Source organism: Mesorhizobium sp. B2-3-7 (genome assembly GCF_006442695.1).
GTDB lineage: Bacteria > Pseudomonadota > Alphaproteobacteria > Rhizobiales > Rhizobiaceae > Mesorhizobium.
Genome location: NZ_VFVV01000007.1, coordinates 21,790 through 43,837 on the forward strand (window position 1 = coordinate 21,790; position 22,048 = coordinate 43,837).

Consider the following 22,048-nt stretch of genomic DNA (forward strand, 5'->3'; position numbering starts at 1 on the left):
AATTGTGAGAACGTTCTCACAAGCTCTGGTCCGGCACCTGCAAGGGCCAAATTCCAACGGGAGGTTGATCGAAATGAGGCTGTTAAAAAGACTGGGACTGGCCGCGTCGCTGACGCTTGCCACCGCCATGGGCGTTGGGATGGTTGTCGACCATGCCCAAGCGCAGGACAAGAAGTTCAAGATATATCTGTCGCTGAGCTACAGCGGCAATTCGTGGCAGTCGGAGGCCGCGAACATCGTCAAGGCGTTGGCGCAGACGCCGCCCTACGACAAGACGGTGGAGCTGAAGGAAGTCATCTCGGGAACCGACCCCCAGGCTCAGATCTCGGCCTATGAAAGCATGATACAGGCTGGCGCCGACGGCATCATCAGCTTCCCGATCTCGTCGACGGCGCTGAACCGCACGGTCCATCGCGGCTGCCAGAAGGGCGTGCTCTTCTTCATGTACGACGCCACGGTGACCGAGCCTTGCGCCTACAATGTCAGCTATATCACCGCAGGCTTCGGCGAGAACACCGCCCAGGCCTTGGTCAATATCCTGGGAGGCAAGGGCAAGATCTTCCTGAGCCGTGGCGTCCCGGGCAACTCGGTGGATAAGCGCCACACCGACGGCGCGATGCACATTTTCAACCAGTATCCCGGCATCAAGGTCGTCGCGGAATACTACTCCTACTGGGATGACCGCACCACACAGCAGGAGACGGCCAAGGCTCTCGCTGCGCATCCCGATGTTGACGGCATCTGGGCTCAGGCAGGCGAATATGGCGCCGTTCAAGCGCTGCTCGACAAGGGCAACAAACTGGTTCCGATGACCGGCGAGAACTCGGACGGTTTTCGTCTCGGACTGGCAGACCCGAAGATGCAAGGCATGGGTCTCAAGGGTGTGTCCGCCGGTTCGCCGCCTGCTACGTCAGGCTATGCCTTCAAGCTGATGATGGAGATCCTGACCAAGAAGCGCGACCTGAAGCCGATGAACATCGAGTACCCGCTGCCTTGGGTGCCAGCGGATCAAGTAAAACCCTGCAAAGGCGATACCTTCGCCGACGGGTGCAATGTTTTCCCGTCCGACAAGGTCCCGAGTTCCTTCGTCACCGAGGTCTTCAATCCCGATTTGCTGCCGGAACTGTCGCTGCAGTCGGCGCTCGAGGGCAAGCCAACACCAGGAGCGACCATTCAGGCATTGCCCGCGGACGTGAAGCAGGCGCCCGATGCCCCTGGCATCAACTGCTCATCGTGCAAGGCTCCGGCCGACGAATACAAGCTCACCAAGATCGAGCCGACGGTAAAACTCTGACGATCAGCAATGCAACAGGTGGACGGCATCCTGCCGCCCACCTGACTCAACATAAGGATGAGAATATGCCGACTTTTCTGAAACGGGGCAGGGATCCCGAAGCTGTCGCCCAGAGCGATGCGGCCGTCCGGACGACCGTCGAGACGATCCTTGCCGACATAGAAAAGCGAGGCGATACCGCTGTCCGGGAGTTGTCGGAGCGTTTCGACAAATGGTCGCCGCCAAGCTTCCGGCTCAGCGACAGCGAGATCGAGCATGCGATGTCCAAGGTGTCGGCAAGCGACATCGAGGATATTCGCTTCGCCCAGGCCCAGGTTCGCAATTTCGCCGAGAAGCAGCGCGCCTGCCTCCAGGACCTCGAAGTGGAAACGCTTCCCGGCGTTGTCCTCGGCCACAAGAACATTCCCGTGGAAACAGTCGGCTGCTACGTGCCGGGCGGGAAATACCCGATGGTCGCCTCCGCGCATATGAGCGTGGTGACGGCCAAGGTCGCCGGGGTGAAGAAGATCATCGCCTGCGCGCCGCCGTTCCAGGGCGGTCCGCATCCGGCTATCGTGGCCGCGATGCACATGGCCGGCGCGGACGAGATCTACGTTCTGGGCGGTGTGCAGGCCGTCGGCGCCATGGCGCTCGGAACCGAAACCATCGGGCGCGTCGACATGCTCGTCGGTCCTGGCAATGCCTTCGTCGCTGAAGCCAAGCGGCAATTGTACGGCCGTATCGGCATCGACCTGTTCGCCGGCCCGACCGAGACGCTGGTCATTGCCGACGACAGTGTCGACGGCGAGATCTGCGCGACCGATCTGCTCGGCCAGGCCGAGCATGGTCCGACCAGTCCCGCCGTGCTTTTGACAAACTCGGAGAGGCTCGCGCGCGACACCCTGGCCGAGATCGAGCGGCAGCTGAAGATCCTGCCGACCGCCGAGATCGCCGCCAAGGCATGGGCGGACTATGGCGAAGTGATCGTCTGCGCTTCCTACGAGGAAATGGTCGCGGAGGCCGACCGGATCGCATCCGAGCACGTCCAGGTCATGACGCGCGATCCGGACTACTTCCTCGACAACATGCGCAATTACGGCGCTCTGTTTTTGGGAGCGCGTACGAATGTTGCCTATGGCGACAAGGTCATCGGCACCAACCATACGCTGCCGACCAAGAAGGCGGCCCGTTACACAGGCGGTTTGTGGGTTGGCAAGTTCATCAAGACCTGCACCTATCAGCGCGTTCTGACCGACGAAGCGAGCGCCATGATAGGCGAGTACTGTTCGCGCCTGTGTGTCCTCGAGGGATTCTATGGGCATGCCGAGCAGGCCAACATCCGGGTCCGCCGCTATGGAGGTCGCAACCAGGCCTAAGCCAGCGCGCCAACGGAGTTTTCATGTCGATCATCGCCCGCAACAAGAACAGCAAGCCCCGCCTGACCGTGAAGGATCTGGCGCGCGATCTCGGCATGTCTGTTTCGACCGTATCCAGGGCCTTTCACGCCGATGCCGTGATCGCCAAGAATACGCGGGACCTGGTGCTGAACCGTGCGAGGGAGATCGGCTATTCGCCGAACCCTTTCGCGCGCAGCCTCATCACCAAGAAGACGCGTATCGTGGGTATCGTCGTCGCGGACATCAAGAACCCGTTCTATCCGGAAGTGCTGACGCGGCTGACCACCGCCCTTCGTGCCATCGACATGAACGTGATGCTCGTCGCCGCCGACCAGTCGGGAGACGTCGACCAGGCGCTACGCCTGCTGCTCAACTACCAGCCAGATCTTGCCATCATCCTGGCGGCCACCCTGTCTTCGGCGGCCGCGCAGGAATGCCGTAGGGCCGGCACTCCGGTGATCTTTTTCAACCGACTCTCGGCCGACGACCACGCGTTCGGCATTTCCTGCGACAATATACTCGGCGGCCGCAGCATCGCCGACTATCTCGTCGATACCGGCCACCGGCGCCTGGCCTACATCGCCGCCTTGCCCGATGCCTCCACCAATGTCGCACGCCACAGGGGCTTCAGCGAACGCGCCGTCGAGCGTGGCCTCGCCGCACCGATAGTTATCGAGGCAGGCCAGTTCAGCTATCACGCCGGCTACGAAGCGGCGCGCAAGCTGCGTGACCTGAAAGAGGTTCCCGACGGTGTCTTCTGCGCCAACGACATTCTCGCCATTGGCTTTCTCGACGGCGTGCGGCGAGAGCTGGCGCTCGGCGTGCCGGACGACATTTCGATCGTCGGCTTCGACGATATCGAGATGGCCCACTGGCCTTCGCACGGGCTGACGACCGTCCGGCAGCCCATTGACCAGATGCTCGAGGCCACGGTCAGCCTGGCGAAGGAATTGAGCACGAATTCCGGCCGGGAGCCGATCGTTCAACTAATCCCGCCCGGCGCGGTGATCGAGCGCGCGACGACGCGAAAAAGGCACCATGGCTGATATCCCGGGAAAGCGCTTCTTCGAGCGGGCGGTAAGCGTCCACCGCTATGACTGCGAGGTCGTCGCGGCGCCCCATGTCTCCGTCACCGGAAGCGAGGAACCCGTCGCCACCGTGAACGATGCCGCGTTGGCCGACGAAGCCATCGTCCGCTACGTCGTGGCAACCCGCCCCGTCTACGAAGGCCTGCGCCGGCTGATCGGCCAACTCGCTGGCCTGCTGGTCCTGGCTCAGGCCGGCGGACGCCGCGACGTGCTCGATCTGCCTGACATTCCGGTGGCCCGCGAACGGTGGACGGAGGTGGAGCAGCGGCTGGGCGCCTTGCACGCGCCGCATGGGCTCGAAAGCCATTGCGCGCGTCTGCGGGCCGCTCATGCAGCGCTGGGCGAGGTCCTGGACGATTTCGGTTCGGCCCGACTGCGGCGCGACTGGCAGCAGGAGCTCGACCGGGCCGGGGAGAGGATCAAACGCGCCTACGCCGGGCTGCAGGCGGCGTCGGAACCGCGGGCCGGTATGACGCCGGTCGATTTCAATCACGCCTGCTGCAGCTGTGTGCAGCGCTGGCGACAACAGGGAGGAAGCAATGGGCCAATATTCGATCTGGGTGCTTGAGTACAGCTATGTCAGCAACTACCACAAGAGCGGGGTGCTCTACGGCGCCCACAACCAGGGTTACGTCAAGCTTCCTTACTGCTACGCGCTGATCAAGGGCAACGGTCGCGTCGCGATGGTCGATGTCGGCTACAACAACAAGGACTACGGCAAGCATCTCGCCGACAAATTTGGCGTCGAGAACTGGCACTCGCCCGACGCCGTTCTTGGCGAAATCGGCCTCTCGCCCAAGAACGTCGACACAGTTTTTGTCACGCACGCGCATTTCGACCATTTCGGCAATGTCGAGGACTTCCCGAATGCGACCTTCTACATCCAGGAGAGGGAGATCGCGAAGTGGGTCTGGGCGATGTCGCTGCCGGACCGCATGCGCTGGATGAACGTAGCCGTCGACCCCGGCGACATCGTGCGCGGCGTCGATCTGGCCCGTCAGAAGCGGTTGGTAACGATCGACGGATCGAAACAGGACGTCCTGCCCGACATCGATCTCCATGCCGCTTTTGACAGCCATACCTACGGGTCGATGTGGGTCACCGTGCGCAACGGCAAGGACGACACCTGGGTGCTGGCTGGCGATCTGGTCTACGTCTTCGATAACATCGAGGGCTCGGGAGCTGCCGTCGATATCGAGACGCTCTACGTTCCGGTGGGGCTTGCGGTCGGCAGCCAGACCAATCTCGTTCTCGCTACCGAGGAGATGATGAAGCAGGTGGGCCACGAGGCACGGCGGGTCATTCCCATCCACGAAGAGCGGTTGAAGGACCGGTTCCCATCCCGCATCACTCAGGATGGCCTGCGGATCACCGAAATTTGCCTCGCGGACGGCGAGACGTCACGGGTGCAATGATGGATGCAATCCGCAAAGTCGCCATTGTCGGTGCCGGACTGGTCGGCCGTGGCTGGGCGATCGTCTTCGCCCGGGCCGGCCATGATGTGACCATCTATGACGGCAGCGCCGACATCCGCGCCGCGGTGCTCGACAAGATCCGGGCTAGTCTTGCCGATATGCAAGAGGCCGGGCTGGTAGATGCCGTCGATGCAGTCATGCGGCGGCTGAACGTTGTCGATACGCTGGAGGGTGCGGTAGCGGATGCCGACTACATCCAGGAGTCGGTGCTGGAAGTGCGCGACATCAAGGAGGCGGTCTGTCTGGAGATTGACCGGGCGATGCGGCCCGACGCGGTCGTAGGCAGCTCCAGCTCCGGCATTCCGGCCTCGGCCTTCACCGGGTCCTGTGCCAACCGCCGGCGTTTTCTTGTCGCTCATCCCGTCAATCCACCGCATTTGATCCCGTTGGTGGAACTGGTCCCGGCGCCCTGGACCGACGCGGAGGCCGTTGCGTGGCTGCGGGTGCAGATGCAGGCCGTAGGGCAGGCTGCCGTGATCGTGCGCAAGGAAGTCGAAGGGTTCGTCCTCAACCGGCTTCAGGGGGCATTGCTGAACGAAGCCTGGGCCCTGCTCGAGGAGGGCGTGGCAAGTGCCGCCGATATCGACCTTACGGTGTCGCATGGGCTCGGCTACCGGTGGTCCTTCATGGGGCCTTTCGAGACGATCGATCTGAATGCGCCCGGCGGGATCGCGGACTACGCGAGACGTCTGGGACCGCTCTACCATTCGATCGCCCTCGCCAGGCGCGATCCGGCCCCCTGGTCGGAAGGGCTGGTTGCCAAGGCCGAGGAAGCGCGCCGCGAAAAGTTGTCAGCATCCCAACTCGCCGAACGCAGCGCCTGGCGCGACCGCAATCTAATGGCGCTGGCCGCCCATAAGCGAAGCACCGGGGTTTGACACTCAGGAGACGGCCATGACAGCCACACTCACAGGCAAGGTTGCCCTGGTCACTGGAGCAACCGGCGGCATCGGCGCGCGGATCGTATCCAGGCTTGCTGCGGAAGGGGCTTCGGTTGTCATCGGCTACAACCGTTCGCGGCAGACGGCCGACGATCTGGTTTCGTCATTGGCGTACGGCGATCACTTCGTCGCCGAGGCGACCGTGACGGACAGCGATTGCCTCGCGCGCCTCGCTGGTCAGATCGAGAAAAGCTTTGGCCGGCTGGATGTCCTGGTCAATTGCGCCGGGACAACCCGCTTCGTGCCACATCCGGATCTCGACAGCCTGGACGATGAATTGATCGACCGCATCTTCAGCGTCAACGTGCGCGGTGTGATTGCTGCGACGCGGGCCATGCGGCCGCTGCTCGATCGCACCGGCAGCGGGGTTGTTGTCAACATCTCGTCGATCGCAGGGGTCACCGCCATGGGAAGCAACGTCGCCTATTGTGCGTCGAAAGCCGCTGTCGATAATCTGACCAAGTCGCTGGCGCGTGCCCTGGCCCCGAGAATCAGGGTCGTGTCGGTCTCGCCCGGCGTCGTCGACACCGACTTCATCAAGGGCCGTGACGAATCCTGGCGGGACGAACAGGCAAGCCGGACGCCGCTGGGGCGGCTGGGCACGCCCGACGATGTCGCCGAGGCGGTTTTGGCGGCTGCGACCCATCTCCGTTTCGTGACCGGCGTTATCATTCCGGTCGACGGCGGTCGGCCCCTGGCCTAGAGCCCGGGACAGGATCAGGTCGAACGGACCTCGTTTCTACGCGTGGCCGCCAATCATCGATCTGCGGTCAAGAAGTGCCCGCGCCCGCTGATCGATCTAATCCTCCAGCAGATAGCCTGTCCGGTGGGCGAGGGGCTTTTGGCCCACCACCTTGGCAATGACCTGATTGGCGGCGACAAGTTTCTTCAGCCTTCGCGTCACCACGAGCCCGTCGGTGCGCGCCCGTACCGTCACGCGCGCCTCGCGGCCCAGCGAAGAAGGCACGATGATGTCCGCGATCGGCTGTCCACAAGTGACGCGTTCACCCAGTTCGGCGCGGTAGACGATGACACCGAAAGCGGGCGTGCGAACCACATCGCACGCATCGAAGCCGGTGATCTCGCAAAGCGCGGCGGGCGGCAGGCCCGCTTGCCCCGCGACGTAGCCGCGGCGGCGAAGCACGTTGAGCAAGGCGGAAGCGTCAGCCGACGCCATCTCATCACTGATGTCGATGAAGCCGCGCAGTTCCACCGTCGCGGCGAGGCAGCCGATCGGGATCACCTTATCGGGAAGGGCAGCCGCAAGCCTGATCCAGGGCTCGACGCTTGCTTCCGCGAAGGTTGAGCCGCCCGACGAACCCTGTGAGAACACCGCCCGGCAACCGAGTTCCCGCGCAAGGTCGGACAACTCGGCCGAGATCTCGGGCCGCACGAACAGATGCATCAGCCCTTCGTCGTCGCAGTGCAGATCCAGCACAAGATCGGAATCGAAAGCCTCGCGTGCCAAGGCGGTGTAAAGGGAATCGACAGGCTGCCCTGCGCCGCGTTCGTCGAGAATTTCGCGAATCGTGCTGCGGATGAGCACCGTGTTGTCGTCGGCGCTGCTTCCGAGCCGATCGGCAAGTCGGATGGTCAATTCGCCGGCGACATCAGGCCATTTGCGGTTGAAATTCCGGCCGCTGGCCAGATCGTAACGCCCCAGATGATCGCCATTGACGAACTGCGCCAGGCCGAGCGGGTTGGCGTAGGGAACGACGACGATCTGGCCCCGGATTTCGCCGCGCGCGTCGGCGGCGTCAAGCTGCTCGACCAGATGGTGTAACACCAGCAGGCCGGGCGCTTCGTCGGCATGCAGCGCGGCATGTATGTAGGCTTTCGGGCGCGCGTCGGCGGCACCATACCGGATGATGCGCACGCTGTGTTGGCTGCCCGGCGTGCCGTTGGCAAGAGGAACATCGAGGATTTCACGAGACATTGGTGGCTCCGGCGAGCGCACGTTCCGATAGCGGGAAGTGGCAATTGAAGACATGGCGGGGATCTTCCCGGTCGGCTGCCCGGGACGGGAAGACGCTTTTGCAGATGCCCTGCGCATAGCGGCAGCGGGTGTGAAACTCGCAGCCCGCTGGGCGCGTCATCAGGCTCGGCACCTCGCCGCTGAGCTCGACCCTGTCGAGCACGGCGTCCGGGTCGGGTTCCGGATTGGCCGACAGCAACGCCTCCGTGTAGGGGTGGCGCGGCTGCGTGAATATCCGCTCAGTCGAGCCGACCTCGATGAAGCGGCCGAGATACATGATCGCCATGCGATCGGTCATGTGGCGCACGACATTGAGATTATGCGTGATGATGAGAATGGCGATGCCGAGTTCGCCCTGCAAGCGTCCAAGCAGATTGAGGACTTCACCCTGAACGGACACGTCCAGTCCCGCGGTCGGCTCGTCGGCGATGATAAGATCGGGTTGCAATGCAAGGGCCCGCGCCACGCCGACGCGGCGCGCCTGGCCTCCGGAAAGCTGGTGTGGATATCGCCGCCCGAAGTCGGCGGGCAGGCCGACCATGTTGAGCAGGCGTTCCGCTTCGGCGGCGGGGTCGCGGCCGGTAACGCCGTGAATGCGGAAAGGCTCCATCAGCAGCGAGCGTACAGTGAGGCGCGGCGACAGCGATCCGACCGGATCCTGGAACATCATCGCCATGCGCCGAAGATGCGGCTTGCGCTCCGTCGGGGCGAGGCCGTTCAGCACCTGACCATCGAAGCGTATCGTGCCGCCCGTCGGCGGCCGGAGGCCCATGATGGTGCGGGCGATGGTGGATTTTCCCGACCCGCTTTCGCCGACGAGGCCGAGCGTTTCGCCTTTGCGGATCTCGAAGGAAACGCCGCAGACGGCGTCCACGAACGGGTTCTTAACGCCGCTGGCGAGCGCCTTCAGCGCGCCCATGGTGCGGAAGCGTACGCGAAGATCCTCGACTGAAAGCAGGGGGCTCATGCCGGCGCCACCAACGTGTCGTCGAGGCGATGGCAGCGTGCGGTGTGCGTTGCGCCGATAGCGCACTGGACAGGACTGTCATCCACGCACCGGGTAAAGGCTTGCGGGCAGCGCCGACGGAAGATGCAACCCGCCTGGGTACCGAGGAGGCTCGGCACCTCGCCTGGGATCGTCGGCAACTGGCGGGTGCGTTGCCGGATGCGTCCGGGATCACATTCGAGCAGCGCGCGCGTATAGGGATGCCCCGGTCGGCGGAAGATGTCGCGCACGGTGCCGTATTCGACCACCTCGCCCGCATACATGACCGCCACCCGGTCGCAGAGCTCGGCGACAGCGCCGAGGTGGTGAGAGACGAACAGGATCGAGCAGCCGATCTCCTTTTGCAGCTCTTTCAACAGATGGATGATCTGCACCTCCAGCGTCGCGTCGAGCGCTGTGGTCGGTTCGTCCGCGATGAGCAGCGCCGGCTTCACCAGCAGCGCCATCGCGATGCAGATACGCTGGCGCATGCCGCCGGAAAACTCGTGCGGATAGCCGCCGATGCGGCTCTCCGGGTCCGGAATGCCGACCCGATGGAGCATATCCAGCGCGCGCTGGCGCTTGGTCCGGTGCGAGCCGCCCTCGTGATGCTGGACATCGATCATCTGGCTTTCGATGCTGCGCACCGGGTTCAACGCCGTCATCGGATCCTGGAAGATCATCGACATGCGGTTGCCGAGCAAGCCGCGCCGCTCCGCCGGAGGCATGCCGAGCAGGTCGCGCCCCTCGAACAGGATGGCGCCGTTCACCATCTCCGCATTTTCCGCCAGCAGCCCCATCACGGCATAGGCGAGCGTCGATTTGCCCGAACCGCTTTCGCCGACGATGCCAACCACTTCGCCCGCCGACACGTCGATATGGATATCGCGCAGTGCATGGGCGCGACCGCGCGGCGTGCCGAAATCGAGAGACAGACCGCGGATCGCCAGAAGCGGGTCGCGGTTTGGAGAATGTCTTGCCTGAGCGCCGGTGTTCATAGGTCTTTCCGAAGCTTGGGGTCGAAAATGTCGCGCAGCGCCTCGCCGAGGAAAGTGAAGCCCAGCGTGGTTATGACGATCGGGATGCCGCCGGCGATCACCAGCCACACCGTCTTGTGGATATAGCCATAGCCGTCACTGAGGATGGTTCCCCAGTCCGGCGTCGGCGGACGGACACCCATGCCTAGGAAGCTCATGCCGGCCTCCAGCGTGATGACCAGCGGAACATCCATGCTGACCAGGATCAGCAGCGGCCCGATCACATTGGGTAGCACGTGCACGGCAAGGATGCGCACGATGCCGGCGCCCATGGCGCGCTCCGCAGTGATGAACTCGCTCTCGCGCAGTGCGTGGGCCTGCGTGCGCACCACGCGCGCATAGATCGGCACGGACGTGATCGCGACGACGAAGATGACGCTGGCAAGGCTCGGCCCGAGCAGCGTCACCACTGCCAAGGCGAAGATGATGACCGGAAAGGAGCGGATCGTGTCGAAGACCAGCAGCAGCAGATTGTCCAGCCAGCGCGGACCGAAGGCGGCGATGAGGCCGAGCACAAGCCCTGCGCTGAGCGAGGCGCCCAACGAGACGAAGGCGACGAGCAGCGCGATCCTTCCGCCCATGACGACCCGCGAGAAGACATCGCGTCCCAACTGATCGGTGCCGAGAAGAAAATGCAAAGAGGGCGGCGCCAGCCGGGGCCCAACCATGATCTTGATCGGATCGTAAGGCACGATCCAGGTGGCGAAGACCGCAGTCACCACCATCAGCACGACCAGCACGGCGCCCATCATGCCGAGCGGAGACTTGCGCAATTGCCGCAGGAACATGGCGGCCGCGCCCTGCCCGCTGCGTTCATCGACCGCCTCGCGAATGAGTTGAACTTCGGACACGCTACAAATTCTCGCGGATTCTTGGATCGAGCGCCGCGTTTACGAGGTCGGCGAGCGTCGTGGAGATGACGAACAGAACGGTGGTGACGAGGACCGTGCCCATGACGATCGGATAGTTGCGCGAATCCACCGCCTTGACGATCAGAGCGCCGATGCCGGGCCGGGCGAAGACCACCTCGACGAAAACCGCCGCCGAGAGCAGGTGCGCCATGCCGACGCCGATGATCGTCACTGTCGGCAGGATCGCGAGCGGCAGCGCGTAGCGCGCCACGATGCGCCGCTCCGAAAGGCCGAAGGAGCGCGCCATGCGAATGTGGTTCTCGCCAAGAATCTCCAGCATGGAGGCGCGCACGATGCGCGAGATGTAGCCCACCCAGCCGATACCGACGACGAAGGCTGGAAGGATGAGATGGACGAACCCGTCGCGGAAGCCTGAGCCGGCGCCGATGGCCGGCAGCCAGCGCAGGCCGACCGAGAAGATCAACAGCGCATAGATCGCCATGACGAAGGACGGGATGGCGATGGTTCCGACCGCGAATACACCCACGACCTTGTCGATCACGGAGTTGCGGCGCAGCGCCGAATAGCAGCCGAGCGGCACGCCGACGATAACGGCCCAGGCGATCGAAACCAGGATGAGTTCGATCGTGTAAGGCAATTGCTCGAAAACGATGGCCGCGACAGGGCGCTGGGTAAAGACATCGGTGCCGAGATTACCGTGCAGCAGCCCCCCGAAGAATGAGACGATCTGCACGGGCAGCGGCTTGTCGAGGCCCATTTCCTCGTGCAATTGCGCCTTCAGTTCCGGCGTCGCACGCGGTCCGAGCAGGACCGCGGCGGGATCGCCGGGAACGGCCTGGATCATCAGGAACAGCAGCGTGACGGCAACGACGACAATTGCCGCCGCCAGCACGATACGCTTGCCAAGATATAACCACATGTTTTGACTCAGCCTGTCCCAGCGACCGCGTCAGAGCGGTTCAGCGTTTGATAGAATCGCCGACCCGCTCTAACCCTTTGTTTTTTCGCAATTCCGGACGGAAAACCGCTACGCACTTTTCCTAGAACGCCCTAGGCCGATTTCGGCTCAAAGCCGAGATAGAGTGGCCGCCCGTCTGGGCGCGTCTCGGCCTCGAGTTGCGTCGTTCGGTACATGATCGGCGAGCCTTCATGGGTGAGGAACCGGTAGGAGCCGGAATCTTCCATGATGTCTTGCATCTCATAATACATCTTGGCCCGTTCCTGCGGGTCTTCGACGGTTACCGCCTTGGCGTTGAGCTCGTCGAAGCGCTCGCTGCGGAAGCGCTCCCAGTTCCACACACCGACCTGGTCGCGCACGAAAAAGGTGGTGGCGTAATAGGGATCCGGCACCATCGAGAAACGCTGCACGATCAGCTGCATGTCCTTCCAACGTTCGCCTTCCGATTCCATGCCGATGGTCCAGAACGAACCGGAATCCTGAACATTGACCTCGACCGTGATGCCGATCTGCGACAGCTGCGCCTGGACCATTTCCGCGATCGTGGAGAAGGTGGTCACGTTGAGCGCGTCGATGGTGAGGCTGAGTTCGGTGATGCCGGCCTTCTCAAGATACTGCTTCGCCTTTTCGAGATCGCCCTCCGGCGGTATCAGCGCTTTTTCCCGGTGTCCCACCAAGCCTGGAGCGATAAGGCCGGTCGCGACCTGGGCCTGGCCTGAATAGGCCGCGTCCATGATCTGCGGCACATTGATGGCCCATTGAATCGCCTTGCGGACATTGACGTCCTTCAGCTTCGGATGGTCCGAGTTCATGCCGATATAGACATAGTAGAGCGAAGGCTTTTCTTCGATCTTGGTGTTTTCGGGCGGGCTGTCCTTCAACGTGGCCAGCGAATCGAGGCTGAAATCGGTGAAGTCGATGTCGCCTGCCTGATAGGCGCGCTCGGCGGTCTTGATATCGCTCATCGGCAGGATATGAATTTCGTCGAAGCCCGGCCTAGGGCCTTTCCATTCGGGATTTCGGGTCAACAGGACGAGCTGGTTCGGCTTCCAGTCCGACAACACGTAGGGACCTGAATAGCAGGGCGGCTTCATGCCGAAATCGCCGCCGTCGGCAACTGCCTTCGTCACCGCTTTTTTCGAGACGATGTGGCCGCAACCATAGGGAAGAGTGATGTTCCAGAGCGGCACGAAAGGCGTCTTGAGCACGATCACGCCAGTATGGTCGTCCTCGATCTCGATGCGGTCAAGCGGACCCCAGTCGCCCTTGACCGGAGAATTGTGCTGGATGACGCGCTCAAACGAGAACTTCACGTCCTCGGCGGTCATTTCGCCAAATCCGCCAGTGAAGTTGATGCCCTTCTTCAGGCGGAAGCGGATGTGCGTCGGATCGATCTGCTCGACGGATTCGGCGGCCTCGAGTTCCCAGCCCCACTCCGAACCCGGTTTATAGCGCGTAAGCTTGGTGTAGATGCAGTTCATGACGTCGACATTGTACGCGTTCTGGTAGAAGCCAGGATCGAGCTTGTCGATATCGGAATAGGCGCGGGCCTTGAGTACCTTGCCTTCGGCCGCCCATACGGCCTGCGACAAGGGCAGGCCGGAGGCGATGATCCCCGCGCCGAGGCCGGCGCCTGCCTGCAGGAAATGCCTGCGATTCAATTTCATTCCATTCACGGTTTCGTTCCCCTTTCAACTGAGCGGGTTTCCCGGCGATTGCCGGGATCCCTCTTTTTGGTACCGCGCCGCCTGATGGGGCCGCGAGTTCGGACGGCGCATTCTTCAATTCAGCCGGCAAGCCGGTCAATTTCGCTGCCGACGCAGATGTGAGCGAGATTAGCGTCAGTTCGCGAATGTCACAGCAGGCGACGCTCTATCGCCTCGGTCCATTTCTGTTCGTGGACAAGCTCGTCGCCTTCCCATGCCTCGAGATGCGCCTCGACGTGGAAGTGCGATGGCGTCGCGGTCATGGTCGTTTCGGTCACAGAACGCATGCGCCAATCAGCGCGCGAAAATTCGAACTCCCATTTCGCCTCGGCCCTGGCCGACCCGAAATCGTCGCCGCGGAAGGAATAGCGTTCGCGGCCGAGCGAGGTAATGGTTAGGTCGTTGTCGACGATGCGATAGGTGCCGGCGCCTTCGCCGATCTCAACGACGGTCGAAGCGACTGCCAGATTCTCCGTGATCGTCCAATCCTTTTGCGGCTTTGAGATCGTCTCCACCCGTAAGGGCGGCGCCCCTTCGGGTTCGGCAAAAGGCGCCGGTGCCGGATCTCCGGCGCCCCCGACGCGGACCGGAAGTTCAAGGCGGCAATCCGCCGGATGGACGGTGAGCGTGACCGGCTCGGGCGAAGGCCAAGCGATCGGGAAGTAATTTGTCGAGATGGCAAGGCGTATGCGATGCCCCGCGCTGAAGCGCTGTGCTACGTGCTTGAAGGGGACAGAGGTGCGGTAGCGCCTTGCCGGTTCGAGCGGTTCGGGCCTCTCATGGCTATCGCGATGCGTCAGGTTCAAAAGGCCGTAGCTGACGCGCGTCGTCGCGCCATCGGGGGCGACATCCGAAAGACGGACGGCCACCATGGCGACGGGCCTGTCGCTTTCGAAGACAAGATCGAGCATTGCATCGCCGGCGATCTCAACATCGTGCGCCAGCTCTTGCGTCTCATAGACCAGACTGCCGGCATCGTCGCCGCGCTGGTCAGCCGGCTGGTCGCCGGGCACGGCATAGGAGCACCATTTGCCGCCGCGCAGGCCAACCGACAAGGGCGAGCGGACCGTCTGCGTTCCGGCCGCATCGTCTGCCCGGCGTAGGGACAGGCGCCCATTGCCGGAAAGGAAGAAGGACTGCCGCTCGATATTCGGCGATGGCCATGCCGGCTCCGTGACCCAGCGTCCGGCGCGCGTCTCGTAGGAAGTTTGCGGCGGGGCGCTATCCTGCATGAACAGGCGCAGCATCGGCTCGTCCATGATGCCGGTGTCACGGCCCTTCAGCCATTGATCCCACCAGCGGACGCATTCCTGCAGAAAGCCGATGGCAGGACCAGGCTTGCCGATATGGGGATAAGTGTGCGCCCATGGCCCGACCAGCCCCTTGCGCGGGCCCTGCAGCTTTTCCATCAGGCGGAAGACCGAGCGGCAATAACCATCGGCCCAGCCGCTGACGGCGTAGACCGGGCAGGTGATCGCGCCGAAATCCTCGCAGACCGAACCGTGTTTCCAGAACTTGTCGCGGTGCTGGTGCTCCAGCCAGTTCTTCAGCCATAGCCCGCTTTCCTTCAATCGACTGTGCCACAAAGCGCGCCAATTGTGCGGCTTGTTGCGTGGGTCGGGCGGCAGCGTGTTGCGCCCGAACATGATCGCCGCCCAGGAGAGATTGTCGATGAGCAGCGTGCCACCCATGTGGTGGACATCGTCGGCGTAGCGGTCGTCGGTCGAGGCGCAACTGATCACCGCCTTCAGCGCAGGCGGCCGCATGGCCGCGATCTGCAATCCGTTGAAGCCGCCCCAGGAGATGCCGATCATGCCGACGTTGCCGTCGCACCAGGGCTGGGAGGCCAGCCATTCGATGACCGAGCAGCCGTCGTCCAGCTCCTGCTGAAGGTACTCGTCGAGCATCAGCCCTTCGGAATCGCCGGTTCCGCGCAGGTCGACGCGCACCACTGCGTAGCCGTGGCCGGCCACGTAGGGGTGCATGACGACATCACGCGCGGCGGTCAGATCGTTCTTGCGATAGGGGATGTATTCCAGGATAGCCGGCACCGGCTTTTGTTCGGCACCCTCGGGGAGCCACATGCGCGCCGCAAGCCGGCAACCGTCCGGCATCGGAATCTCGAAATGGTCGACCGAGCGGATCGGATGGGGGAAGTTGGACACTGTGCGCATGACGAGGCCTCTGTTGGAGAGCGCCACTTTGGGCAAATCGGCGGTGCCGCACAATTTCGCGACCCTTCGCGACTTGACACTGTTCTGGCGTCAGTATGCATTAGGTCATGCAGACCGAACCGCTTCCCCAGAACCTCGCCTTCCTGTGCAGCTATTATCCGTCGATAGCCGCCGTGTGCCGGCGCCTGCAGATCAACCGCCAGCAGTTCAACAAGTATCTGAGCGGCCAGACCTGGCCGTCCCGCCGCAACATGCGCAAGATCTGCGATTTCTTCGGCGTGAGCGAAGGCGAGCTTTTGATGGACCAGCAGCGCTTTGCCGAGATCGTCGGCCTGCGCCGCCGCCCACTCGGCGTCCATGCGCCATCGGACATGCTGGTGCATATGGAGCAGCTCTATCAGCGTTCCGGCGATCTCGGGCGCTATGTCGGCTACTATTTCCGCTATTTCTACTCGTTCGGCTATGCCGGCAAGATCATCAAATGCCTGGTCGTAATCTATGAAAAGGAAGGCCGCTATTTCTGGAAATGCATGGAAAGGCTCGTCCATTTCGGCAAATATGGCGTAAAGACCTCGAAATATTCGGCCGCCCTGCTGCTGCTCGGCGATCGCATATTCGCGCTCGAATCCGAAACCCTGCTCAAGACCAGCATCACCCAGGTGATCCTCTATCCGAGCTACCAGACGAGCGTCGCCTATCTGGTCGGCATCCAGACGGGCATGCCCCTTTTACGAGGGCGGAGACCCGCAGCCTCGGTCGTGCTTCTGGAATATCTCGGCCGCTCCGTCGACCAGCGCAAGGCGCTGCAGGCCTGCGGCCTATTCGACGAAACTGACCCCGCCATCGATGTCGGCATCCGCGCCATGATCACCAACCGCATCCCCACCGGGACGTTCGTGCTCGAGACGGAAGAGGTGTAGACGTTCCTCCCAACGCGACCCGCATCAGCGCGGGCCTGTCCAACCCGTTCAGCACGAGGTTGTCACCCATGTCTTAGGTACAGTCTGTTACCTATGTCTCCGGGCCGTACAGGTGAGAGGTGGTAGCGGGAGAGGGACTTGAACCCCCGACCCCAGGATTATGATTCCCGTGCTCTAACCAACTGAGCTACCCCGCCAGGGCGGCGAAAGGCCCGAAATCCGCCTTAAATCGCAAGGCATTTCGAGGCGTTCGCCAAGGTCGCGCGGATATAAGGTTGGGAGGGTGAGCCTGTCAAGCTTCGAACCGCTCGGCAGGGGCGCTTATTCTCGCTGCCGAAAAGCTTTGCCGCGCCGATAATTGGTTGCAGCCGCCGGGGTTGAGTTCGAAGAGGCACGTCGCTATGTCTCGGCCACGAGTTTTTAGAGTTTGAGAACAGATGAAGCCGCGCATTGCAGTCCTCGGTTGCGGATACTGGGGCTCCAACCACATCCGCACCCTCAAGGCGCTCGGCGCGCTGCACGCGGTCTCCGACGCCAACCGTGCCCGCGCCGAAGGCTTTGCCAGCGAACAGGACTGCCTCGCGATCGAACCGGACCAGTTGTTCGTCCGCAATGACATCGACGCCATCGTCATGGCGCTGCCGCCGCAATTTCATGCCGAGATGGCGGTGCGCGCCACCGAAAGCGGCAAGGACGTGCTGGTGGAGAAGCCGATCGCGTTGACGGTTGCCGATGCCGAGCGCTCGGTGCAGGCGGCGAAGGACAAGGGCCGCGTCTTCATGGTCGGCCACGTCTTGCGCTTCCATCCCGCGTTCGAGACGCTGAAGGCGCTCATCGACAAGGGCGAGCTCGGCGAGGTCCGCTACATCCATTCGCACCGGCTCGGCCTCGGCAAATTCCACACCGAGAACGATGCGCTATGGGACCTGGCGCCGCATGACCTGTCTATGATCCTGGCCATCACCGGCACCGAACCGATCGAGGTGCGCGGCGAAGGGGCGGCGCTGCTCGACAATCTCAGCGACTTCGCGCATCTGCACATGCGCTTTCCCAACGGTTTGCGCAGCCATCTCTTCGCCTCGCGGCTGAACCCTTACCGCGAACGGCGGCTGACCGTGGTCGGCACCAAGGCGATGGCTGTCTTCGACGATGTCGAACCATGGGAGCGCAAGCTCGCCGTCTATCGCCACGCGGTCTGGCAGGACAGCGGCCAATGGGCGTTCACCACCAATGAGCCCTCCTATGTCGCGGTTGGCCAAGGCATGCCGCTGACGCGCGAACTCGAGCACTTCATCCATTGCATCGAAACGCGGGCCGAACCGCGCACCAGCGGCGAGGAGGCAATCCGGGTGCTGCGCATCCTGACCGCGGGTACGGTCACGCACACCAAATCCAATCCCTGAAGAAGATCGGGCCGCGTCGCGGCGGAGAGATCGTTGCCTACTCGGCGGGAACCTGCGCCGGTGACGCGGCAAGTCGGCTCAACATCGCCTCGGCCTCGGCGCCGCGCTCGGAGCGTTCGATGAAGCCGCCGCCGAACACGCGGGCCTCGTTGCCGTCCTCGGAATAGAGCACGCAAGCCTGTCCAGGCGCGATACCGGACTCGCCATCGGCCAATTCGACCGATGTGACGCCCGCCTCGTGACGCAGCATCGCCGGGCGTGGCGGCCTGGTCGAGCGAACCTTGGCGAACAGTTCCAGCCCGCCCGCGGGCATGTCGGCCAGCGCGCCGTCACCAAGCCAGTTCATGTTGCGCAGGTAGATCTTGTGCGTCTCCAGCGCCTCGCGCGGCCCGACCACGACACGGGCGCGCTCGGCGTCGAGATGGACGACATAGAGCGGCTCGCCGGAGGCCACGCCGATGCCGCGGCGCTGGCCGATGGTGTAGCGCAGAATGCCTTCATGGCGGCCGAGCACCCGGCCGTCGATATGGACGATGTCACCCGGATTGGCGGCCGTCGGCTTCAGCTTGGCAATGATGTCGGAATATTTGCCCTGGGGCACGAAGCAGATGTCCTGGCTGTCCTGCTTGGCGGCTACCGTCAGGCCCATCTCCTCGGCAATGGCGCGAACCTGCGGCTTCGGCAGGCCGCCGAGCGGAAAGCGCAGATAATCGATCTGCGCCTGCGTGGTGGCGAAGAGGAAATAGCTCTGGTCGCGATCGGCGTCGACCGGCCTATAGAGCGCGCGATGGGCGCCATTGGCGCCGGAGCGAATGTAGTGGCCCGTGGCCAGCGCGTCGGCGCCGAGATCCTTGGCGGTGGCCAGCAGATCAGCGAACTTCACCGTCTGGTTGCAGGAAACGCAAGGGATCGGCGTCTCGCCGGCGACATAGCTCTCAGCGAAGGGATCGATGACCGCCTTGCGGAAGCGCTCTTCGTAGTCGAGCACATAATGCGGAATGCCGAGCGTCTCGGAAACGCGGCGGGCGTCATCGATATCCTGCCCGGCACAGCAGGACCCGGCCCGGTGCGTCGCGGCGCCATGATCGTAAAGCTGCAAGGTGACGCCGACGACATCATAACCCTCGCGCTTCAAGAGACCCGCGACGACGGACGAATCGACGCCGCCCGACATGGCGACGACGATACGGGTGTTTTCGGGACGTCCGGGAAGATCGAGGCTGTTCATGGTTCTTTCGTTCTGCGCGGCGCTTGCATGCCAATGACGCGAATATAGGTCAAGCTTGGCGGCTGCGCCAGCTTGCGGGAACCGATCGGCGGGCAACTGCCGGCCCGGTGACCGCGCAGATTTTTCGAGCGAATCCGGAACTTCCCGGCAGATATTTCAAATGTTTGCGAAAAGACTAACGCGGCGTTCATGATCATTACCTAGCTGTTAGGGTCTGCTTAGGCAATTTTTAAAGCTGTGGCGGTAACGTGGTGGGGATTGGGTCTTTGAGTTTTTTGTAGAGAGTACGATGACCGATCTGGTTAGACCGCGAGTCAAATATGTTATCGGGCCTGACGGCAGCCCTCTCACAATTGCCGATCTGCCGCCGACGAATACACGTCGCTGGGTTATCCGGCGCAAGGCGGAAGTGGTTGCAGCGGTGCGCGGCGGGCTTTTGAGCCTCGAGGAGGCATGCCAGCGCTACAAGCTGACCACCGAGGAGTTCCTGTCCTGGCAGGCCTCGATCGACGAATACGGCCTCGCCGGGCTGCGCACGACGCGCATCCAGCAATACCGGCACTGACGCTCAAGAATCTGCAAAAGGGCGCGAAGTTCGCGCCCTTTTGGTTTCTTGACAGCATTTGCGTCCGTTTCAGACCGTCAGCACCACCTTGCCGACCGGCTTGCTGGCGAGGAAAGCGTGCGCGGCGCCGGCCTGTTCTAGCGGGAAGGTCTTTGCCACATGCACGGTAAGCTTTCCCGCATCGACGAGCCTGCCAAGTTCCAGCAGGCCTTCGCGGTCGGGAACAACGGACATGCGTTCGACGCGGATGCTTCGCGCCTTGGCATCCGCCCTGGTCTTGTCGCTGACGTCGAGCAGTGACACCAGCACGCCGCCGTCCCTGAGCACCTTCAACGATTGATGGGCGTGCTCGCCGCCCACCGTCTCGAGCACCAGGTCGATGTCCTTCGCCTTGTCGGTAAAATCATCCTTGGTGTAGTCGATGACCTCGTCGGCGCCGAGCTTGTGGACGAAATCCAATTTTTCCGTGCTGACGGTGGCGGCAACCCAGGCGCCGCCCGCCTTGGCGACCTGCACCGCCAGATGGCCGACGCCGCCGGCCCCGGCGTGGACCAGCACGCGCTGGCCGGCTTTCATCGCGCCATGACGCACGAGGCCTTGCCAGGCGGTGAGGCCGGCCAGCGGCAATGCGCCTGCCTGGACGTAATCGGCGTGCGCGGGCTTGCGCGCGATTTCATCGGCGGGCACCGCGGCCAGTTCGGCATAGGCTGCCGCCTGCTTTGGGAAGCGCGGCATGCCGAACACCGCGTCACCTGGTTTCAGGCCGCTGACACCAGGCCCCAGCGCCTCGACGGTTCCCGAAAGGTCCCAGCCGAGGATGAAGGGTGGTTCGCCGAGCAGCGGGTAATAGCCGGCGCGCACGGCGCCATCGACCGGATTGATGCCGGCCGCCTTGATGCGGACCAGCACTTCGCCGGCGTTGGGCGAGGGCGCCGGGCGCTCGGCGATGACAAGGACATCGGGTCCGCCGACGGAATTCTGGATAATGGCACGCATAAGATTTCTCCTGATTGACCGGTCCCACTATCATTTGGAGAGTAATGGTCTCTTGTCTAGTATGTACCTTGTTGATATATAGGCACCGTATGGATAGTGATCTCGACTCCCCCTACGGCTATGATGCGTTCCGGCGGACCTGTCCCTCACACACGGTGCTGGAGACGCTGGCCAGCAAGTGGGTTTACCTGGTTGTTTGTGCGCTGCGCCAAGGCCGGCAGCGCAATGGCGAGCTTGCCCGCAAGCTCGAAGGCGTCACGCCGAAGATGCTGACGCAGACGTTGCGCGTGCTCGAGCGCGACGGCCTGGTGCGGCGCGAGGTGTTTGCGGTCGTCCCGCCTCGGGTCGAATATGAATTGACCGAACTTGGCCAGAATCTGGCGGGATTGCTCAACCAGATCAGATCCTGGTCGGAACAACACGTTCCCGACATCAAGGAGGCCCGGGCGCGAGCTGCGGCCGTGAATGAAGGGGAGTGGGCCGTTTAGCGCTCGCCCAATGCGTTGCGCGCCCGCTTGGACGTGCTCAAAGACGCGGATATCGGGCGGTTCAGCCGATCATCGCGCTACGACCGCCAGTTTCGGCCTCGCGAATCTTGGTGTCGCGCGATTCGAGCATTTCCGCCTTGGAAAGCTCCGCTTCAGCTTCGCCGAGTAATGATTCGGCGGCGCTTCGCTGCTGGGCGAGGTCGCCTTGCGAATTTCTGAGGTTGTCGCGGCGCAAACGGGCCGCCTTGGCGAAGGTCGGATAGGCGAAATGATTGATGTCGGTGATACCGGCCTTCTTTTCCTCGGCGCTGATCTGAAGCTCCAGCTCGGCGGCCATGCGTTCGAATTCGGCGATCATCATGTCGAGCTGCAGCAGCTGCCGCCGCTTCTCATTCACCTGAAACTGTTTCAGCCGAACGAGGTTTTCACGTGACTTCATGATTCGGTACTCCCGGAAACGCACACCTGCACATATCGTCCAAACCACTTGGAAAGGCCCAAGCGCTGCCCGTGTCCACCGGCTTTCCCCGCACTATGGGAAACAAAACCCTAAAGTTTTTTGCCGAC

At 62.9% G+C, this 22,048-nt stretch carries 22 protein-coding genes and 1 tRNA gene; 11 read left to right on the forward strand and 12 right to left on the reverse strand.

Annotated elements, in window-relative coordinates; all coding sequences use genetic code 11:
• The first annotated feature begins 73 nt into the window (after positions 1 to 73).
• The 7 genes from FJ940_RS14970 to FJ940_RS15000 all read left to right on the forward strand — a co-directional run bounded on the left by FJ940_RS14970 (position 74) and on the right by FJ940_RS15000 (position 6,877).
• A complete protein-coding gene (locus FJ940_RS14970; protein ID WP_246671095.1) occupies positions 74 to 1,294 on the forward strand; it encodes a sugar ABC transporter substrate-binding protein in 1,221 nt (406 codons plus the stop codon).
• A gap of 65 nt (positions 1,295 to 1,359) precedes the next feature.
• The gene (gene hisD, locus FJ940_RS14975; RefSeq protein WP_140657034.1) at positions 1,360 to 2,649 is read left to right on the forward strand and encodes a histidinol dehydrogenase; all 1,290 of its coding nucleotides are present in this window, start codon (positions 1,360 to 1,362) and stop codon (positions 2,647 to 2,649) included.
• A gap of 23 nt (positions 2,650 to 2,672) precedes the next feature.
• Positions 2,673 to 3,716: a LacI family DNA-binding transcriptional regulator gene (locus tag FJ940_RS14980; RefSeq protein ID WP_140496117.1), complete on the forward strand. Its 1,044-nt coding sequence runs from the start codon at positions 2,673 to 2,675 to the stop codon at positions 3,714 to 3,716.
• Positions 3,709 to 4,326: a hypothetical protein gene (locus FJ940_RS14985; RefSeq protein ID WP_140657036.1), complete on the forward strand. Its 618-nt coding sequence runs from the start codon at positions 3,709 to 3,711 to the stop codon at positions 4,324 to 4,326. The genes FJ940_RS14980 and FJ940_RS14985 overlap by 8 nt, the downstream gene beginning before the upstream one ends.
• Positions 4,298 to 5,173: an N-acyl homoserine lactonase family protein gene (locus FJ940_RS14990; RefSeq protein ID WP_140518016.1), complete on the forward strand. Its 876-nt coding sequence runs from the start codon at positions 4,298 to 4,300 to the stop codon at positions 5,171 to 5,173. Before FJ940_RS14985 ends, FJ940_RS14990 begins: the two co-directional genes overlap by 29 nt.
• Positions 5,170 to 6,111, forward strand: a complete 942-nt coding sequence (locus FJ940_RS14995) for a 3-hydroxyacyl-CoA dehydrogenase (RefSeq protein ID WP_140518017.1) — start codon at positions 5,170 to 5,172, stop codon at positions 6,109 to 6,111. The genes FJ940_RS14990 and FJ940_RS14995 overlap by 4 nt, the downstream gene beginning before the upstream one ends.
• 16 nt (positions 6,112 to 6,127) lie before the next feature.
• Complete coding sequence (locus tag FJ940_RS15000) at positions 6,128 to 6,877, forward strand: SDR family oxidoreductase (protein ID WP_140556170.1); 750 nt, start codon at positions 6,128 to 6,130, stop codon at positions 6,875 to 6,877.
• Between the two features lie 96 nt (positions 6,878 to 6,973).
• Here the strand turns inward: FJ940_RS15000 and FJ940_RS15005 are convergent, their stop codons facing one another.
• From FJ940_RS15005 to FJ940_RS15035, 7 genes are all read right to left on the reverse strand, one after another.
• The gene (locus FJ940_RS15005; RefSeq protein ID WP_181168601.1) at positions 6,974 to 8,110 is read right to left on the reverse strand and encodes a succinylglutamate desuccinylase/aspartoacylase family protein; all 1,137 of its coding nucleotides are present in this window, start codon (positions 8,108 to 8,110) and stop codon (positions 6,974 to 6,976) included.
• Positions 8,100 to 9,116, reverse strand: coding sequence for an ABC transporter ATP-binding protein (locus tag FJ940_RS15010; RefSeq protein WP_140582229.1), 1,017 nt, complete (start codon positions 9,114 to 9,116; stop codon positions 8,100 to 8,102). Before FJ940_RS15010 ends, FJ940_RS15005 begins: the two co-directional genes overlap by 11 nt.
• On the reverse strand, positions 9,113 to 10,132 hold the full coding sequence (locus FJ940_RS15015; RefSeq protein WP_140582226.1) for an ABC transporter ATP-binding protein: 1,020 nt from the start codon (positions 10,130 to 10,132) through the stop codon (positions 9,113 to 9,115). Before FJ940_RS15015 ends, FJ940_RS15010 begins: the two co-directional genes overlap by 4 nt.
• Positions 10,129 to 11,022 carry an ABC transporter permease gene (locus FJ940_RS15020; RefSeq protein WP_224680319.1) on the reverse strand — a complete coding sequence of 298 codons (894 nt, stop codon included), beginning with the start codon at positions 11,020 to 11,022 and terminating at the stop codon, positions 10,129 to 10,131. The genes FJ940_RS15015 and FJ940_RS15020 overlap by 4 nt, the downstream gene beginning before the upstream one ends.
• Before the next feature lies 1 nt (position 11,023).
• Complete coding sequence (locus FJ940_RS15025; protein ID WP_140496109.1) at positions 11,024 to 11,962, reverse strand: ABC transporter permease; 939 nt, start codon at positions 11,960 to 11,962, stop codon at positions 11,024 to 11,026.
• Between the two features lie 131 nt (positions 11,963 to 12,093).
• A complete protein-coding gene (locus tag FJ940_RS15030) occupies positions 12,094 to 13,668 on the reverse strand; it encodes an ABC transporter substrate-binding protein (protein ID WP_140496108.1) in 1,575 nt (524 codons plus the stop codon).
• Between the two features lie 188 nt (positions 13,669 to 13,856).
• Positions 13,857 to 15,881, reverse strand: a complete 2,025-nt coding sequence (locus FJ940_RS15035; RefSeq protein ID WP_140496107.1) for a CocE/NonD family hydrolase — start codon at positions 15,879 to 15,881, stop codon at positions 13,857 to 13,859.
• Between the two features lie 107 nt (positions 15,882 to 15,988).
• Between FJ940_RS15035 and FJ940_RS15040 the strand changes: the two genes are divergently transcribed.
• The gene (locus FJ940_RS15040) at positions 15,989 to 16,801 is read left to right on the forward strand and encodes a helix-turn-helix transcriptional regulator (protein ID WP_140496106.1); all 813 of its coding nucleotides are present in this window, start codon (positions 15,989 to 15,991) and stop codon (positions 16,799 to 16,801) included.
• A 120-nt stretch (positions 16,802 to 16,921) separates the two neighbouring features.
• Here FJ940_RS15040 and FJ940_RS15045 read toward each other — a convergent pair.
• Positions 16,922 to 16,998 (reverse strand) — tRNA-Met (locus FJ940_RS15045).
• A 240-nt stretch (positions 16,999 to 17,238) separates the two neighbouring features.
• Here FJ940_RS15045 and FJ940_RS15050 point away from each other — a divergent pair.
• Entirely contained in the window at positions 17,239 to 18,204 is a 966-nt protein-coding gene (locus FJ940_RS15050) for a Gfo/Idh/MocA family oxidoreductase (protein WP_140496105.1), read from the forward strand.
• Positions 18,205 to 18,241: 37 nt separating this feature from the next.
• Here the strand turns inward: FJ940_RS15050 and mnmA are convergent, their stop codons facing one another.
• Positions 18,242 to 19,432 carry a tRNA 2-thiouridine(34) synthase MnmA gene (mnmA, locus tag FJ940_RS15055; RefSeq protein ID WP_140657038.1) on the reverse strand — a complete coding sequence of 397 codons (1,191 nt, stop codon included), beginning with the start codon at positions 19,430 to 19,432 and terminating at the stop codon, positions 18,242 to 18,244.
• Entirely contained in the window at positions 19,429 to 19,623 is a 195-nt protein-coding gene (locus FJ940_RS15060; protein ID WP_140518053.1) for a hypothetical protein, read from the reverse strand. The genes mnmA and FJ940_RS15060 overlap by 4 nt, the downstream gene beginning before the upstream one ends.
• A 98-nt stretch (positions 19,624 to 19,721) precedes the next feature.
• Between FJ940_RS15060 and FJ940_RS15065 the strand changes: the two genes are divergently transcribed.
• Positions 19,722 to 19,997: a DUF1153 domain-containing protein gene (locus FJ940_RS15065; RefSeq protein WP_006203587.1), complete on the forward strand. Its 276-nt coding sequence runs from the start codon at positions 19,722 to 19,724 to the stop codon at positions 19,995 to 19,997.
• A 69-nt stretch (positions 19,998 to 20,066) separates the two neighbouring features.
• Here FJ940_RS15065 and FJ940_RS15070 read toward each other — a convergent pair whose 3' ends face one another.
• Complete coding sequence (locus tag FJ940_RS15070; protein WP_140657040.1) at positions 20,067 to 20,993, reverse strand: NADP-dependent oxidoreductase; 927 nt, start codon at positions 20,991 to 20,993, stop codon at positions 20,067 to 20,069.
• 89 nt (positions 20,994 to 21,082) lie between these two features.
• Here FJ940_RS15070 and FJ940_RS15075 point away from each other — a divergent pair, with 89 nt between their 5' ends.
• On the forward strand, positions 21,083 to 21,481 hold the full coding sequence (locus tag FJ940_RS15075) for a helix-turn-helix domain-containing protein (RefSeq protein WP_140657042.1): 399 nt from the start codon (positions 21,083 to 21,085) through the stop codon (positions 21,479 to 21,481).
• A gap of 61 nt (positions 21,482 to 21,542) precedes the next feature.
• On the opposite strand, the gene FJ940_RS15080 is transcribed toward FJ940_RS15075, so the two are convergent.
• Positions 21,543 to 21,920: a flagellar export protein FliJ gene (locus FJ940_RS15080; protein WP_140496101.1), complete on the reverse strand. Its 378-nt coding sequence runs from the start codon at positions 21,918 to 21,920 to the stop codon at positions 21,543 to 21,545.
• Positions 21,921 to 22,048 lie beyond the last annotated feature (128 nt).

Coding starts and splice junctions, on each gene's coding strand:
- FJ940_RS15025 (WP_140496109.1), bottom strand. CDS start 11,962: ATGTGGTTATATCTTGGCAAGCGTATCGTGCTGGCGGCGGCAATTGTC.
- FJ940_RS15080 (WP_140496101.1), bottom strand. CDS start 21,920: ATGAAGTCACGTGAAAACCTCGTTCGGCTGAAACAGTTTCAGGTGAAT.
- FJ940_RS14990 (WP_140518016.1), top strand. CDS start 4,298: ATGGGCCAATATTCGATCTGGGTGCTTGAGTACAGCTATGTCAGCAAC.
- FJ940_RS15060 (WP_140518053.1), bottom strand. CDS start 19,623: ATGAACGCCGCGTTAGTCTTTTCGCAAACATTTGAAATATCTGCCGGG.
- FJ940_RS14980 (WP_140496117.1), top strand. CDS start 2,673: ATGTCGATCATCGCCCGCAACAAGAACAGCAAGCCCCGCCTGACCGTG.
- FJ940_RS15005 (WP_181168601.1), bottom strand. CDS start 8,110: ATGTCTCGTGAAATCCTCGATGTTCCTCTTGCCAACGGCACGCCGGGC.
- FJ940_RS15075 (WP_140657042.1), top strand. CDS start 21,083: ATGGATAGTGATCTCGACTCCCCCTACGGCTATGATGCGTTCCGGCGG.
- FJ940_RS15070 (WP_140657040.1), bottom strand. CDS start 20,993: ATGCGTGCCATTATCCAGAATTCCGTCGGCGGACCCGATGTCCTTGTC.
- FJ940_RS15040 (WP_140496106.1), top strand. CDS start 15,989: ATGCAGACCGAACCGCTTCCCCAGAACCTCGCCTTCCTGTGCAGCTAT.
- FJ940_RS15015 (WP_140582226.1), bottom strand. CDS start 10,132: ATGAACACCGGCGCTCAGGCAAGACATTCTCCAAACCGCGACCCGCTT.
- FJ940_RS15000 (WP_140556170.1), top strand. CDS start 6,128: ATGACAGCCACACTCACAGGCAAGGTTGCCCTGGTCACTGGAGCAACC.
- FJ940_RS15030 (WP_140496108.1), bottom strand. CDS start 13,668: ATGAAATTGAATCGCAGGCATTTCCTGCAGGCAGGCGCCGGCCTCGGC.
- FJ940_RS15010 (WP_140582229.1), bottom strand. CDS start 9,116: ATGAGCCCCCTGCTTTCAGTCGAGGATCTTCGCGTACGCTTCCGCACC.
- hisD (WP_140657034.1), top strand. CDS start 1,360: ATGCCGACTTTTCTGAAACGGGGCAGGGATCCCGAAGCTGTCGCCCAG.
- mnmA (WP_140657038.1), bottom strand. CDS start 19,432: ATGAACAGCCTCGATCTTCCCGGACGTCCCGAAAACACCCGTATCGTC.
- FJ940_RS14995 (WP_140518017.1), top strand. CDS start 5,170: ATGATGGATGCAATCCGCAAAGTCGCCATTGTCGGTGCCGGACTGGTC.
- FJ940_RS15065 (WP_006203587.1), top strand. CDS start 19,722: ATGACCGATCTGGTTAGACCGCGAGTCAAATATGTTATCGGGCCTGAC.
- FJ940_RS14970 (WP_246671095.1), top strand. CDS start 74: ATGAGGCTGTTAAAAAGACTGGGACTGGCCGCGTCGCTGACGCTTGCC.
- FJ940_RS15050 (WP_140496105.1), top strand. CDS start 17,239: ATGAAGCCGCGCATTGCAGTCCTCGGTTGCGGATACTGGGGCTCCAAC.
- FJ940_RS15035 (WP_140496107.1), bottom strand. CDS start 15,881: ATGCGCACAGTGTCCAACTTCCCCCATCCGATCCGCTCGGTCGACCAT.
- FJ940_RS14985 (WP_140657036.1), top strand. CDS start 3,709: ATGGCTGATATCCCGGGAAAGCGCTTCTTCGAGCGGGCGGTAAGCGTC.